Annotated in this window: 12 protein-coding genes; all 12 read right to left on the bottom strand. The window is 72.1% G+C overall.

Annotation, left to right across the window (positions count from 1 at the left end; all coding sequences use genetic code 11):
• Positions 1 to 5 precede the first annotated feature (5 nt).
• Entirely contained in the window at positions 6 to 1,901 is a 1,896-nt protein-coding gene (locus tag A6A27_RS15125) for a delta-60 repeat domain-containing protein (RefSeq protein ID WP_073835331.1), read from the bottom strand.
• Between the two features lie 238 nt (positions 1,902 to 2,139).
• On the bottom strand, positions 2,140 to 3,084 hold the full coding sequence (locus tag A6A27_RS15120) for a glycosyltransferase (protein WP_073835249.1): 945 nt from the start codon (positions 3,082 to 3,084) through the stop codon (positions 2,140 to 2,142).
• An 84-nt stretch (positions 3,085 to 3,168) separates the two neighbouring features.
• The gene (locus A6A27_RS15115; RefSeq protein ID WP_073835248.1) at positions 3,169 to 4,002 is read right to left on the bottom strand and encodes a phosphatase PAP2 family protein; all 834 of its coding nucleotides are present in this window, start codon (positions 4,000 to 4,002) and stop codon (positions 3,169 to 3,171) included.
• 298 nt (positions 4,003 to 4,300) lie between these two features.
• A complete protein-coding gene (locus A6A27_RS15110) occupies positions 4,301 to 5,536 on the bottom strand; it encodes a hypothetical protein (RefSeq protein WP_073835247.1) in 1,236 nt (411 codons plus the stop codon).
• Positions 5,537 to 5,635: 99 nt separating this feature from the next.
• Positions 5,636 to 6,538, bottom strand: coding sequence for a glycoside hydrolase family 16 protein (locus A6A27_RS46825; protein ID WP_158073987.1), 903 nt, complete (start codon positions 6,536 to 6,538; stop codon positions 5,636 to 5,638).
• 86 nt (positions 6,539 to 6,624) lie between these two features.
• Positions 6,625 to 7,443: a shikimate dehydrogenase gene (locus tag A6A27_RS15100; protein ID WP_274534553.1), complete on the bottom strand. Its 819-nt coding sequence runs from the start codon at positions 7,441 to 7,443 to the stop codon at positions 6,625 to 6,627.
• A gap of 152 nt (positions 7,444 to 7,595) precedes the next feature.
• Positions 7,596 to 8,819 (bottom strand): endolytic transglycosylase MltG, encoded by a 1,224-nt coding sequence (mltG, locus tag A6A27_RS15095; protein ID WP_073835244.1) that lies wholly within the window; start codon positions 8,817 to 8,819, stop codon positions 7,596 to 7,598.
• On the bottom strand, positions 8,816 to 9,277 hold the full coding sequence (gene ruvX, locus A6A27_RS15090; RefSeq protein ID WP_073835243.1) for a Holliday junction resolvase RuvX: 462 nt from the start codon (positions 9,275 to 9,277) through the stop codon (positions 8,816 to 8,818). Before ruvX ends, mltG begins: the two co-directional genes overlap by 4 nt.
• A gap of 74 nt (positions 9,278 to 9,351) precedes the next feature.
• Positions 9,352 to 12,030, bottom strand: a complete 2,679-nt coding sequence (gene alaS / locus A6A27_RS15085; protein ID WP_073835242.1) for an alanine--tRNA ligase — start codon at positions 12,028 to 12,030, stop codon at positions 9,352 to 9,354.
• Positions 12,027 to 12,332 carry a hypothetical protein gene (locus A6A27_RS15080; protein WP_073835241.1) on the bottom strand — a complete coding sequence of 102 codons (306 nt, stop codon included), beginning with the start codon at positions 12,330 to 12,332 and terminating at the stop codon, positions 12,027 to 12,029. Before A6A27_RS15080 ends, alaS begins: the two co-directional genes overlap by 4 nt.
• Positions 12,333 to 12,356: 24 nt before the next feature.
• Positions 12,357 to 12,818 (bottom strand): DUF948 domain-containing protein, encoded by a 462-nt coding sequence (locus A6A27_RS15075; RefSeq protein WP_073835240.1) that lies wholly within the window; start codon positions 12,816 to 12,818, stop codon positions 12,357 to 12,359.
• Between the two features lie 147 nt (positions 12,819 to 12,965).
• Positions 12,966 to 13,595 carry a hypothetical protein gene (locus A6A27_RS15070; protein WP_073835330.1) on the bottom strand — a complete coding sequence of 210 codons (630 nt, stop codon included), beginning with the start codon at positions 13,593 to 13,595 and terminating at the stop codon, positions 12,966 to 12,968.
• Positions 13,596 to 13,869 lie beyond the last annotated feature (274 nt).

The following is a 13,869-nucleotide window of genomic DNA, read 5'->3' as shown; positions in this document are numbered from 1 at the left end:
GACCGTCAGGAGGTGGCGAAAAAGAGCGTCCTGCTCGACCAGTTCACGCCGCCGCCCGCCGCCGCGAGCTGGACCGAGGCGGCGCCGTCGACGGCCGTCCCGTCGAACGGCACCGCGCGCAGCGAGCCGTCCTGATTGCCGTAGACGAGCTTGCCGCTGACCCAGGCCAGGCCGCGCACCCCACCCCAGGCCAGGCCGGTGCTGGGCAGGGTGAACTCGGTGCAGCCGACGATGTAGCCGTCCGGCTCCAGATACCGGTAGAACAGCCTGTTCGTACCGGACTTGGTGTAGTACATCCGGCCGTCGAGGTAGAACGCCCCGGTCATCGTCGCCGCGTTGAACCAGTCGTTGTAGCCGCTGCTCACCCAGGGCGCGCCCACCGAACCGCCCGAGAAGATCGACACATCGAGGTAGCTGCCGCTCGGCGCGCTCGCATCGGTCTTCGACCAGTAGAGCTTGTTGCCGATCGAGAAGGACGCTCCGGCAGCGGTGAGGTTCGGCTGGCTGGTGCTGACCGGGGTGCCGAGCGTGGTGCCGTCGAACGGGACCTTGGTCGCCTGCCCGTTGGCGGAGGAGACGTAGAGGAAGCCCGACGCGGCGGACGGGGCGTTGACCGCCGCCACCGTACGCCCGCCGGCCAGCGGGAACAGCCCCATCCGGCCGTGGTACTCGTTGCCGACGCCATCGGAGTCGAAGCCGGCGTACAGGCCGGTGCTGCCGCGCCACAGCTCCCACATGATCGGGCCCCAGGTGGTGGTGCCCGCCGGGGCGCCCGAGCGGCCCGGGTTCCAGACCAGCGGCATGCCGTTGATCGGGTCCAGCGCGCCCAGGCCGAACCGGTTGATCGCGCCGGCACCGGCCGAGTCGTTGCCGTTGGCGTTGTTCAGCCAGCGGAAGTGCCCGCCCACGTAGACCACGTTGTCGGTGACCTCGACCGAGGTCACCGAGTCGGTGCCGGTGTAGTTGACCCAGGTGGCGTCGATGCCGGCACCCCGATCCACGGTCTCGAACCGGGCGATCGCGTCGCAGTACGCCCCGTCGCCCCGTCCGCCGTCGGCGATGACGACGAAGTACGTGCCGTCGTCGGAGAAGTCGACATCCCGGGCGTAGAACGGGAACGACCAGTCGTAGCAGGGCGCCACGTACCGCTGGGTGCTCCAGTTCGCCACGACCGGAGTGCCGGCCAGGTCGACCACCACGACCTGGTTACGGGCCTGCCCGTTGACCTGGGTGAAGTTGCCGACCGCCACCAGGGTACGGCCGTCCGGCGACACCGCCAGACCCCAGACCAGCTCGCTGCTGGCCCGGGCCACGCTGGCGTCGATCTGGAAGGTCGGGTCGATCGCGCCGGTGGTGGCGTCCAGTCGGGCGAGCAGCGAGTGCTGGGTGCCGTTGACCCAGTGGAACGCTCCGGCGATGTAGAGCTTGTTGCCGACCACAATGGTGCGCCGGACAAGACCGCCGTCGCTGCGCCCGGCCCAGCTGGCCACGGTCGCGCCGCTGGTCGGGTCCAGCTCGACCAGGTTCTTGCGGCTGACCCCGTTCACGTTCACGAAGGCGCCGCCGACGATGAGCTTGCCGTCGGGGCTGACCGCCAGGGCGTGCACGGCGCCGTCCAGCACCGGGTTGAAGCCGGTCTTCAGCGCGCCCGTGGTGCGGTCGTACGCGAAGAGGTAGTTGCGGGTGGTCCACGCGCCGCCCGTCGCCTTCACGGAGGTGAACGATCCGCCGACGTACACGGTGGTGCCGATCTCGGCGAACGCCTTGGTGTCGCCGTTCTGGGCGTGCGGTGTTTCGTCCGCTGGATTCGCCGACGTGAGCGTGCTGGTGACCGGCGTGAGGCCCGCCGCGCGGGCCGGCGCGGCGAGCAGCCCGACGGCGAGCACCGGCGCGGCGAGCACGGCGAGCCACCGCCACACCTGTCGAGACGTTCTGTGAAGCACTGGCGCCCCCAATGAGGTAGTGAGAACACGACTAGTTTGCTGGAAACGGACATTCGGCACCATCAACCGACCGGTCCGCCCGGTCACCGGCTCGGTCCGGTCCCGACGTACGAGTCGCGTCCCGAGCCTCCGGTGTGGACGTGGCTCCGTTGTCGACCGGTGGAGGCGGGCACGAGGTGGTCCGGCCAGAGCGGCCTCACGCCGGGTCCGTCCACTGGAACGGCGCGACGGCACCGCTCGCCTCGACCGTCCACGATGCCGCCTCCGTCAGGTCCTCGAACGTCACGGCGTCGGCTTCCCGGGCCAGGACCAGGCCGCGGCGGTTCAGGTCCCAGGCCAGCTCGACCTGATGGTCGTCGATGTGCTCGTCGTGGCAGCGCCGGCGCGGCACGTAGACGGCCCGACGGCCGGCCCGCATCGCGGCCAGCGCCAAGCCCACGCCGGCGTGGGTCACCACCACGTCGGCCTCCCGCATCGCCTGCTGCATCTCCGCGTACGGGACCTGCGGGCGCGCGCCGGCCGGCAGCTGGGGGATCCGGGTGGACCCGACCTGCCACAGCACCTCCACCTCCGGCGGCAGCACCTCGACCAGTCGGGCCAGCAGCCGGGGGAAGCCGAAGTGCTGGGTGCCGAGGGCGACGACCACCCGGGACACCGCGCGCGGGGTGGCGAGGCGACTGGCGCGGTAGCCGTCGAAGACGGTGCCGCCGTACCGCCACCGCTCGCCCACCCAGCCCGGGTACTGGGTGTAGAGCCGGGTGCGGGGCACCCAGGCGACCAACCGGCCGGTGAGCGAGGGGCCTTCCGTGCGGGTCGCGCTCTCGATGTAGTGGCAGGCGAGCCCGCGCCGGCTGGCGGGCACGAAGAACGACATGGCCACGCTGGCGCCGGTGCTGACCACCCGGGTGAACCGGCCGCCGCGCAGCACCCGTCGGGCGGCCAGCAGGTTACGCGCCGCTCCCATCGCGTCCCGGGTGGTCGCGGGCGGGATGTGGATGACCTCCTGACCGTCCAGGAGGGAACGGCTCTGCGGCGAGTCGAAGGTCACCCAGACGCAGTCCTCCCGCAGGCCCAGCCTCGGCCGCAGGTCGTACAGCTCGGCGAGATGCCCACCGGTGGAGGCGACGAGAAGGGTGGTCACGTCTTGCCCAACTCCGTTCGAAGGGTGGCGGCAGGGCGGTTCCGGGCCACCGCGGGAGGAGGTCACGGGCGGCCCGGGCTCGGGTCAGGTGCCGATCGTGACGTCGTCGCGCGGGGCCGGGGCGGTGGACCGCTCCGGGGTCCGGACCCGCCCTTCCGCCACCAGGACGGCGAGCACCATCACGCCGGTGAGCAGGGCTCCGAAGATCCAGCCCCCGACGACGTCCGTGAGCCAGTGCTTCTCGGCGTAGACGCGGGTGTAGCCCTCCACGGTGACCAGCATCGCCAGCGCGGTGACCAGGGTGACGCGGACTCGGCGGGGCATCCGCCAGGTGAGCGCGGCCAGCACCAGGATCGTGCCGAAGGTCATCAGCACCCGCGCGCAACCACCGGACGGATAGGTGCCCAGGTCGGTCGGCGGGTGGCCCCGGTCGACCACCAGCTTGAGGATCTCCTGGGTGTACTGCTCCACGACGAACTGGAGCGGCAGCGCGACAAGCGGCATCCACCAGCGCCGACGCTGCCAGGCGACGGCGAGGACGAGGGCGGCGACGACGGTGACCCACTTGAGCGGGTACCGGTCACCGATCGCGGTGACGAACGAGTTGACGTCGGCCCATCCGTCGACCCGCCGCGCGTGCACGTACTCGAACACCGGATGGTCGACATGGGGTTCGAGCCGGGACAGGGCCTCGCCCAGCGGCCAGCAGACGGCGACGACCGCGGCTGAGCCGGCGAGCAGCACGACCGCGGCGGCGCCGAGCCGGCCGAACGCGGCGGTGAGGCCGGCGACGGCGACGCGCAGCCGCCCGGCCGCCCGGCTTCCCGCCACGGCCGGGGCCCAGCGGCTGGCCAGCCACGGAACGAGGATCGCCGGCACGAGTACGGCGAGCACCCCGCAGACGTAGATCAGGATCACCGGCGGTCACCGCCGTCGGGCCGCCGGGCGGGCGAATCGGCGCCCGTCCCGGGCCGCGCGACGCGTGCCCGCCGCTGCCCGCCCTCTGCCATGCCAGCCACCGGCCGGACCTCCCCGTGCCCACGGCCCGGGGCGCCCACGCCACCCGGGCCGGATCGAACCCGCCACCACGTGACAGGTGGTGATCGAGTGCTGACACCCTAGTGGAGCTTCTTCGCCGGCGGTAGCGAGGGCGGCGGCTTCTGCCGCGTTTTGTCCCGTTTGTCAGTCGCCTCCCCGACAACGGGCACCGACCGGCTCAGTCTCGCGGCAGCCCCAACCGGTCGGCGAGCAGGTGCAGCAGGGTGGGGTGCAGTTTGCTGCTCCAGCCGCCGCCCCCGGCCGCGAGTTCCGCGCTACGCAGCCACAACTCGACGAGGTAGGCGTCGGCGACCAGGCGACGGCGCGCCGGGTCGAGACCAAAGGCAGCGCCGTACCGTTCCAGCACCGCCGCCATCTCGCCCGCCGCCTCAGCCACCGGCCGGTCACGCAGCGACAGTGCACTCTGGAACGCCTGGTGGGCGAGGTCGAAGCCGACCGGCCGCCCGATGCCGCTGTTCTCCCAGTCCCAGGCGAAGAGGCGGCCCCGGTGGGTGCCGAGGTTCCAGGGCACCCAGTCACCGTGCCAGTGGCCGAACTCCAATGTGGTCGCCCCGTCCCGGTCGGCGAGAGCCGCCAGCGCCGGGACGACCGGCCCACCGGCGCGTCCGGCGCGGGCGGTGAGGTCGGCCAGGAACGGCGAGTCGGCCAGCGGCCGGGACGCGGCCGGCGGGCCACCGCGCCGGGCGACCGCGAGCATCGCGGCCACCTCCGGCCGTTCCGGACGGGCCAGCCGGCGCACGCCTGCGGGCATCGGCTCGACCAGGGTCACCGCCAGGTCGTCCCAGGCGACCTCCCGCAGCAGCCGGGGCACCTCGGGAAACTCACCGGCGCCCCGCGGCAGCTCCCGCAGCGCGTCGGCCTCCGCGCGGACCATCGCCCGGGTCGCCTCGTTCCAGCCGACCTTCGCGTACGCCCGCGCGGCGCCCCGGTCGTCGAAGAGCTGCAGCGTCGGCTTGTGGTGCGGATCGGGTGGGCGGATGCCGATCGCGGCGTGCAGGGGGCGGCCCTCGATCCGGGCGAGGTACGCGGTGAGCAGCAGCTCGGCTGGATCGGCGGTGGCCGGGACGGCGACGGTCAGCACCGGCATCCGGGCCAGCTGGGTGGCCCCGAGACCGGCCAGCACGCCGACGGCGAACCGGTTGACGCGGACCCGGGGCGGCCGCAGGGCGTTGTACGCCAGCGTCGACGCCGCCCCGACCCGGCGCGACGGCAACGGCAGCAGGAACTTGGCCCGCTCCATCGAGGGCACCACCGCGTACCGGGCGACGACCCGGTGTCCCGGGGGCGGCACGGCGGAGCCGGGGTCGACCCCGAGCCACAGCCGCGCCTCCCCGAAGATCGCCCGGCTCACCCAGCCGAGGCCGTCCTGGCGGATCCGTGGGTCCTCCACCACGTCATGTCCTCCCCTGTGCCAGCCCTGCGCCCGGCACGCTGGCGGTCACGATATTGGCGACGGGCAACGGTCCGGGCGCGGCGGCGCCGGTGTTGACGGTCAGCGCTGCCAGACGCGTACGTGGTCGACCCGGAAGTCGGCCGGGAAACGGGTGGCCGCGTCGGGATCGCCGAGCCAGCCCCCGACCTGGAAGTTCAGCCGCAGGTTGAACGGCTTGTCGAAGGCCTCGTCGAACCACGGCGTGGTGCCGCGGTCCCGCTGCCAGACCTGCCGGCCGTCGATGTACCAGCGGATCACCCCGGGCTCCCACTCCGTGGTGTAGGTGTGGAAGCCATCGCCCGGATGCCCGCTCGGGAACTCCCAGCGCTGGTCCTGCTTGACGGGGGTGTAGTCGTAGAAGATGGCCTGGGTGGCGGCCCGGTGGTACGCCGCACCGCCGGGCAGCTCGACCACGTCGATCTCACCCTTGCCGCCGTCGTCCGGCCGCAGCCAGAACGCCGGCCACAGCCCCTGCGAGTCGGCCGGCCCGTTCGGGGACTCGGCGCGCACCTCGAAGCGGCCGTAGCGGAACGAGGCCTTGCCGATGGTGTCCAGGTAGCTCTCGGTGTACTGCCGGAGCTGCGAGCCGCACACCGTGGTCTTCCGCTGCGCCCGGAGGGTCAGCACGCCGCCCGAGACGATCACGTTCTCCGCGTCGTCGACGTTGCAGCCGAGGTCGATGTCGCGCGCCTCGCCATTCCGGACGTTCCACCTGGCCCGGTCGACCGTCGACCCGTCGAACTCGTCCGACCAGACCAGCCGCCAGCCCGGTACGTCCGTACCGGGGCGGTCGGCCGGGGCTGGCGCGGACGGACGAGCCGCCGGCAGCACCTCGGCGGCAACCCGGGGCAGCGCCAGGGCAACGAGCCCGGCGACCAGGGCGGCACCGAGGACGGCGAGCACCACGGGCCGGCGGGATCCGCGAATGGCCGGACGGTCGTGCTGGGACGGGTGCCCGGTCACAAGCACTCCCTGGTTCGGCGACGGTTGTCGCAGCAGCGTATCGACCTGCCGCACTCCGGTCGGGCCGGTCGGGCGCCCGGCCGGAATCAGACGCGTGCCGCAGCCAGCGCCGCACGCATCGCGTCGACCGGCGCGTCGACGCCAGTGAACTGCTCAAACTGGCCAACGGCCTGGGCCAGCAACAGGTCCAGCCCGGAGACCACCCGGCAGCCGGCGGCGAGCGCAGTCGTGGCGAGCGGGGTGGGCCAAGGATCGTAGAGCGCGTCGAAGAAGACGGACCCCGGCCGCCAGTCGAAGTGCCCGGCGAGCGGGTCGGCCACCCCCTTCGGCACGGTCGAGATCACCAGATCGGCGCGGGCGTGCGCCGGGGCGCCGTCCCAGTCGGCGCCGGCCAGGGGCACCCCGACCGCGCGGGCCACCGGGCGCAGCTCGTCGATCGCCTCCGGCCGGCGGGCCACCACCGTCACGTCGGCCGCGCCGATCCGGGCCGCCGCCGCGATCGCCGCCCGGGCGGTGCCGCCCGCGCCGAGCACGGTCACCGTGGCGCCGGCCGCGCAGCCGGCCGTGGTCAGCACGTCGACCATGCCGGTGACGTCGGTGTTGTCCGCATACCAGGTGCCGTCGGGGCGGCGTACCAGGGTGTTGGCGGCACCCACGGCGGCGGCGACCGGCGAGGCCTCGTCGGCCACCGCGAGCGCCGCCTCCTTGCCCGGCATGGTCACCGACAGCCCCGCCCACTCCGGGCCCAGGCCGGCGACCAGGCCGGCCAACTCCTCGGCCGCGCACTCGATCCGGGTGTACGACCACCCGGTCAGCCCGGCCGCCCCGTACCCGGCGTTGTGGATCACCGGGGAGAGCGAATGGGCGATCGGCTTCCCCACCACCGCCGCCCGTCGTGTCACCAACCCGGTCCCCTTCGGAGAAGTCACTGCCCTCGGGGAGGCTACCAACCGCTCGCCGACCGCTCGCGTACGAAGACCTGGAACGGCCGCCGGACCCGGCTCCCGCCCGCCTGCTCGCCTCCCGGGCCGTCGCAGAGGAACCGGTACAGCGGCGCTCAGAATCGGCAGTTCGACCCGGTCAACACCTTGTTCTGGCACATAGTCTTCCTGAGCTGCAGATACTCGGCGTCGTTGGAGCCGTAGCCCATCGTGCCCTTCTTGTCGATCGTCATGAAGTAGATCCAGTCCCCGTTCGGCGGCTCCAGCGCGCCCTTGAGCGCGGCCTCACCTGGATTGCTGATTGGGGTGATCGGCAGGCCGGCCACATCGTGCGTGTTGTACGGATTCTTCAGGTCGTTGATCTCGCTCTGCAGCAGGTCGTCAGAGTCCTTCGGGTCCCTGCCCTGCAGGCGGAACCAGTAGTTGATGCCGCTGTCGATGCCGAGGCACTTGCAGCCGATCTTGCCGCGGTAGACCCGGTTGTAGATCACCTGGGAGACCTTGGACAGATCCTTCGGATCGACCGCCTCGGCCTGGGCGATCGAGGCGGTGATCAGCGCCTCGTACGGGGAGATCTGCCGCTCCTTCTGCACCCGATCGACGAAGTCGAGCTGCTGGGTGACCCTGAGGAACTCGTCCACCATCATCTTCAGGATCTGTTCGGCGGTGGCCTTCGGCGGGATCTCGTAGGTGGACGGGTAGAGGAAGCCCTCAATGCTCTTCTGGACCTTCTTGCCGTCCTCGCGCTTGAACCAGAAGGCCGGCACGCCCAGCTTCTCCGGGTCCGCCGCGGCCTTCTTGAACTCGGCGACCGGGATCTTGGTCTCCTTGGAGAGGATCGCGTAGATGTTCAGGCTGATGGTGCCCTCGGGGATGGTCACCCCGTTGACCACCCGGCTCTTCGGATCCAGCAGCAGGGTGACCACGTCGGCGGCCTTCATCTGCTTGCGGACCTTGTAGCTGCCGACCTGGATGTTCTTGCTGCGCGAGTTCGCCTCGGCGGCCTCGATGAACGCCTTGGTGCTCTTCACGACCCCGGCGTCGTAGAGGGTGTTGCCGATGTCGGTGAGGGTGTCGCCGGCCTTGACCTGCACCAGCACCTCGCCGGAGCCCGGGCCGTCGTAGTCGGGGGTGACGAGGTAGCTGCGGATCCGGTCGAAACCGACGTAGGCGCCGCCGCCGATGCCGCCCAGCAGCACGAGCGCCATCAGGAGGGCGAAGACCGTCTTGCCCCGGCCGCCGCGCGAGCCGCCGTTGCGCTTCCGTACCGCGCTGCGCCGGTGCCGGCCCTTCTCCCCCCTCTCCTGCTCGTCGAACACCACGTCAAGATCGTCGATCATTGCGTCCGCCTCCGCTGTGCGTCCAGCCAGCTCTGCAGAATCTCCACCGCGGCGGCCTGATCGACCACCGCCCGTTGGCGCTTTCCCCGGACGCCCCGTTCGGCCAGCCTACGGCTCGCGACCACGGTCGACATCCTCTCGTCCGTCAGCGTCACCGGAATCGACCCCATTACATCGGCCAAACGGGCAGCGTACGCCGATACGTTCATCGCCGCCGGGCCATGCTTTCCGGCGAGGTTGACCGGCAGTCCGACGACGATCTCGACCGCCTCGTGCTCCGCGGCGAGCCGGACCAGCTCGGCCATGTCGGTCGGCACCGCGTCCGGCGCCGCGGTCAGGTCACGGGCGAGGGTGACCAGCGGGGTGGCCAGGATGCCGTGCGGATCCGACCGGGCCACCCCCACCCGGACCTGCCCGACATCCACCCCAAGTCGAACCCCGCGGGTCGGTTCAGCCATCTACCGGACACCTTCCCGCCGGTACAGGTCAGGGCGGACCGTTCGGTCCGCCCTGACCTCGATCGATGCGACCATCACGCCTCGGCGATCGCCTTCTCCACCGTCTGGAGCAGGTTCGGCGCCTCCGCGGCGGGCAGACCACCGCCCTGGGCCAGCTCGTCGCTGCCGCCGCCCCGGCCGGAGAAGGCCGCCTTCACCAGATCCTTCGCACTCAGGCCCCGAGCCCGGGCGGCCTGGTTGACTGCCACCACCAGGGACGCCTTGCCGTTCGCCCGGGCGGCCACGGCGACCACCGCCGGCCGGGCCGGGTCGATCCGGCCCCGGACCTCCTGGGCCAGGGTCCGCACATCGTTGGCCGCCGCGCCCTCGGGCGCCTCGGTCCCGACGTACGCGACGCCCCGCACGTCCCGGGCCTGCGCGGCCAGTGCCGCCGCCCCGCCCAGCACCAGCTGGGCGCGGAGCTTCTCCAGCTCCTTCTCCGCGTCGCGGAGCTGGGTGACGGTCTGCTCCACCCGGTCGGCGACTTGGTCGCCGGGGACCCGGAACAGCTCGGCCAGCCGGGAGACCAGCAGGTGCTCGCGGGCCAGGAAGCCGAACGCGTCCATGCCCACGAGGGCCTCGATCCGGCGCACACCGGAACCGACCGACGCCTCGGAGAGGATCTTGACCAGGCCAAGCTGGGCCGAGCGGGCCACGTGGGTACCGCCGCACAGCTCCCGGGCGTAGTCGCCCACCTCGACGACCCGGACCCGCTCGCCGTACTTCTCGCCGAACAGCGCCATCGCGCCGATCCGGCGCGCCTCCTCCTGGGTGGTGATGAAGGCGTGCACCTCCAGGTCGGCCAGGAGCACCTCGTTGACCTGCTGCTCGACGTCGTGCAGCACGCTCGGCGCCACCCCGGTCGGGGTGTTGAAGTCGAACCGCAGCCGGCCCGGCGCGTTCAGCGAACCCGCCTGGGTGGCCGACTCGCCGAGGAAGTTGCGCATGGTCTGGTGCACCAGGTGGGTGGCCGTGTGCGAGCGGGAGATCGCCCGCCGGCGGGACACGTCGATCTCGGCGTACCCGGTCTCCCCGGCGCGCACCTCGCCCCGGACCACCTTGGCCCGGTGCACGATCAACCCCGGCACCGGCTGCTGCACGTCGAAGACCTCGAGCTGGCCGCCGCCGACCGTGATGAGGCCCTGGTCGGGCTGCTGGCCGCCACCCTCGGCGTAGAACGGGGTGGTGTCGAGCACCAGCTCGACGGTGTCCCCCTCGACCGCCGCCGCCACCTCGGCACCGCCGGCGAGCACGGCGCGTACCCGGGACTCGCGGTTCAGCTCGGTGTAGCCGGTGAACTCCACCGGGCCGCCGCCGTCGAGCACCGACCGGTACGCCGACACGTCGGTGTGGCCGGTCTTTCGCGCCTGCGCGTCCGCCTTGGCCCGGTTGCGCTGGTCGGCCATCAGCCGGCGGAAGCCCTCCGCGTCGACCTGCAGGCCCTGCTCGGCCGCGATCTCCAGGGTCAGGTCGATCGGGAAGCCGTACGTGTCGTGCAGCTGGAACGCCTTGTCACCGGAGATCGAGGCCTGCCCGGCGGACTTGGTATCCGCGATCGCGGTGTCCAGGATCGTGGTGCCGGCACGCAGCGTGGCGAGGAAGGCGTCCTCCTCCGCGTACGCGTACTGGGAGATCCGGCCGAACTCCGCGGTCAGCTCCGGGTACGACGGGGCCATGCAGTCCCGGGCCACCGGCAGCAGCTCCGGCAGCGCCCGGTCCTGGTAGCCGAGGAGGCGGACGGCGCGGATGGCCCGGCGCATGATCCGCCGCAGCACGTAGCCGCGCCCCTCGTTGGACGGGGTCACCCCGTCGCCGATCAGCATCAGCGCGGTGCGCACGTGGTCGGCGATCACCCGCAGCCGGACGTCGTCCGGGTGCGACTCGCTGGCCGCGTGGCCGGAGCGGGCACCGTACCGCTTGCCGGTCAGCTCGGCGGCCTTGTCCAGGATCGGCTTGACCTCGTCGATCTCGTAGAGGTTGTCCACGCCCTGGAGAATGGACGACATCCGCTCCAGGCCCATGCCGGTGTCGATGTTCTTCGCCGGCAGATCGCCCAGGATCGGGAAGTCCTCCTTGCCGACGCCGGGACCCCGCTCGAACTGCATGAAGACGAGGTTCCAGAACTCCAGGTAGCGGTCCTCGTCGACCTCCGGGCCGCCCTCTCGCCCGTAGGCGGGGCCCCGGTCGTAGTAGAGCTCCGAGCAGGGGCCGCACGGGCCGGGGATTCCCATCGACCAGAAGTTGTCCGCCTTGCCGCGCCGCACGATCCGCTCGACCGGCACGCCGGTCCGCCGCCAGATCTCGTACGCCTCGTCGTCGTCCAGGTAGACCGTGGCCCAGATCCGCTCGGGGTCGAGCCCGAAGCCGCCCTGGTCGACCGGCTTGGTGGCCAGGTCCCAGGCGAACGGGATCGCCCCCTCCTTGAAGTAGTCACCGAACGAGAAGTTGCCGTTCATCTGGAAGAACGTGCCGTGCCGGCTGGTCTTGCCGACCTCGTCGATGTCCGGCGTACGGATGCACTTCTGGACGCTGACCGCGCGGGAGAACGGCGGGGTCTGCTGACCCAGGAAGTAGGGGACGAACTGCACCATGCCGGCGTTGACGAACAGCAGGTTCGGGTCGCTGATGGCGGGCAGCGGAGCGGACGGCACCACGGCATGGCCGTTCGCCTCGAAGTGGGCGAGGTACCGCCGCTTGATCTCCGCCGTCTTCATCGCTGGTGCTCCTCCGGGAAAATCTCTCGGTCGCCGATCCGCGGGTCCTCCCGCAACTCGGCGAACTGGTCGTCGTACACCTCGCCGCGGGCGAAGGCCTCGTGGATCTCCTGCTCGCGCTCGGCCATCCCGATCCGGACGTCCTCGACGAAGCCGCGGACCGACTCGACGAGACTGCCGGCGGATTCGGACAGGCCGCTGGCGATGCCGGCCGGCGTGTACGCCTGCGCGGTGCGGGTCGCCTTGCGGACCACCAGCACCCCCACGGCCAGCCCGATGCCGAGCCAGAACAACCGCTTCATGTCACAGCCCTCCCGCTCGCCGGGTCACCGGTTGGCGCGCTTCTCGGCGCGGCGCCGCTGCTTGATGATGTCCCGGGCCTCCCGCTCGTTCTCCGCGTGCCGGCGGGCGGCCGCGGCCCGGCGCACGCCGTAGCCGAAGGCGGCCACCTTGACCAGCGGGTTCGCGGCGGCGGCGGAGACCACGGCGGCGAGGTTCGCCACGTTGGCGGTGACGTTCTGCGCGTGGCTGGTCATGGTGTCCACCTTGGCGAGCTGGAGGTTGACCCCGTCGAGGGAGGTCTGCACCTGCTCGAGGGCGGTGTTGACGTTCTTCACCGTGGTGTTGACGTCACCCAGCAGCGGTGCGGAACGGTCGTTGAGGTCGTTGATCATCCGGGTGGCGGCGTCCACGGTGTGCCGCAGCCGCAGGATGGGCAGCGTCAGGATCAACACGAGCATCGCAAATGCGATTGCCGCGACCAGCGCCGCGACCTCCATAGGTTCCACGCCTGTCCTCCTCGACCAGGGTCCCGGGGCCCGACGCCCCGAGACGCGCGACCGTCCTGTCCACTCCGCCTCGGCCCGGCCCGTCATGACCGACCGCAGCGCCGGACCCGCCAGCCCCAGACCCTACCGTCCGTGATGGAGAGGTGCTCACGACGGTGAGGGTGTCAACTCGCCGAGTGGATCGTCGGTGAGCGTCGGGAAGGGATCCTCACCGGTGAGTGACGGATCAGTGCTCGGCTGCGGCCCAGTCCGCTCGTCGTCGATCGCGTTGCGGACCTTCACCGACACCAACGACCCGGTGCACGTCTCCGCTGCGGGCGAGGGGGCCGGAGACGGCGCGGGCGCCCCGTCCACCGGCGGCGGCACACAGGCCGGCTCGCGTACCCAGAGGTCGAGGGTGAGTTCGTCCCGGCGCCAGCAGGTGTAGCTGCCCTTGGCCGGCTGGTCCGGGAGCTGCTCCGGGCAACGGGCGACCTTCCAGCGCTGCCAGCCGTCCCTGGCGAGGGCCTGCTCGTACGCCTGCGCGGTCTCCTTCGGCCCCTGCTGCGACTCGATGGTCCGTTCCCGCAGCCGGCAGTCCTGCAGGCACCAACGGCTGCCGCTGACGTTGTCGACGGTCTTCACCGCCGCCCACGAGGGCACGTCCAGCCCGTCGAGGGTGTCGAAGACCGGGTCGTGGCTGAGCGTGCGCACCCCGAAGTAGAGCGGGACCGCACCGAGCAGCACCAGGCTGACCAGGACGAGGATGCCCAACCGCAGGCGCCGCCGTTCGCGCATCTGCCGGCGCAGCTCGGAGCGGGCGCCGCGCAGGCCGCTGCCGGCGGTGGCCGCCTCGGCCGGCTCCGTCTCGGCTCGCCGCAGCGCAGGTCCGGCTCCGTCTCCCGGTCCCGGTCGCGCGGGCTCCTGCGTCGGTACGACCGCGGCCGCCCGGGCCACCGCCGGCTCGCCGGTCCGCCCCGGCGGGGGCACGGCCGGACCGGGCCGGTGCGGCTCGGCGGCGGGCGGGGTCGCCCGGCCGGCCGGGCGCTCGTCCGGGTCGGCGGGCCGGGCC

The sequence above is a fragment of the Micromonospora sp. CB01531 genome (assembly GCF_001905095.1).
In the GTDB taxonomy this organism is placed as follows: Bacteria; Actinomycetota; Actinomycetes; order Mycobacteriales; family Micromonosporaceae; genus Micromonospora.
Note: the sequence above shows the minus strand (reverse complement) of the source record. Positions and strands in the feature narration are given on the sequence as shown.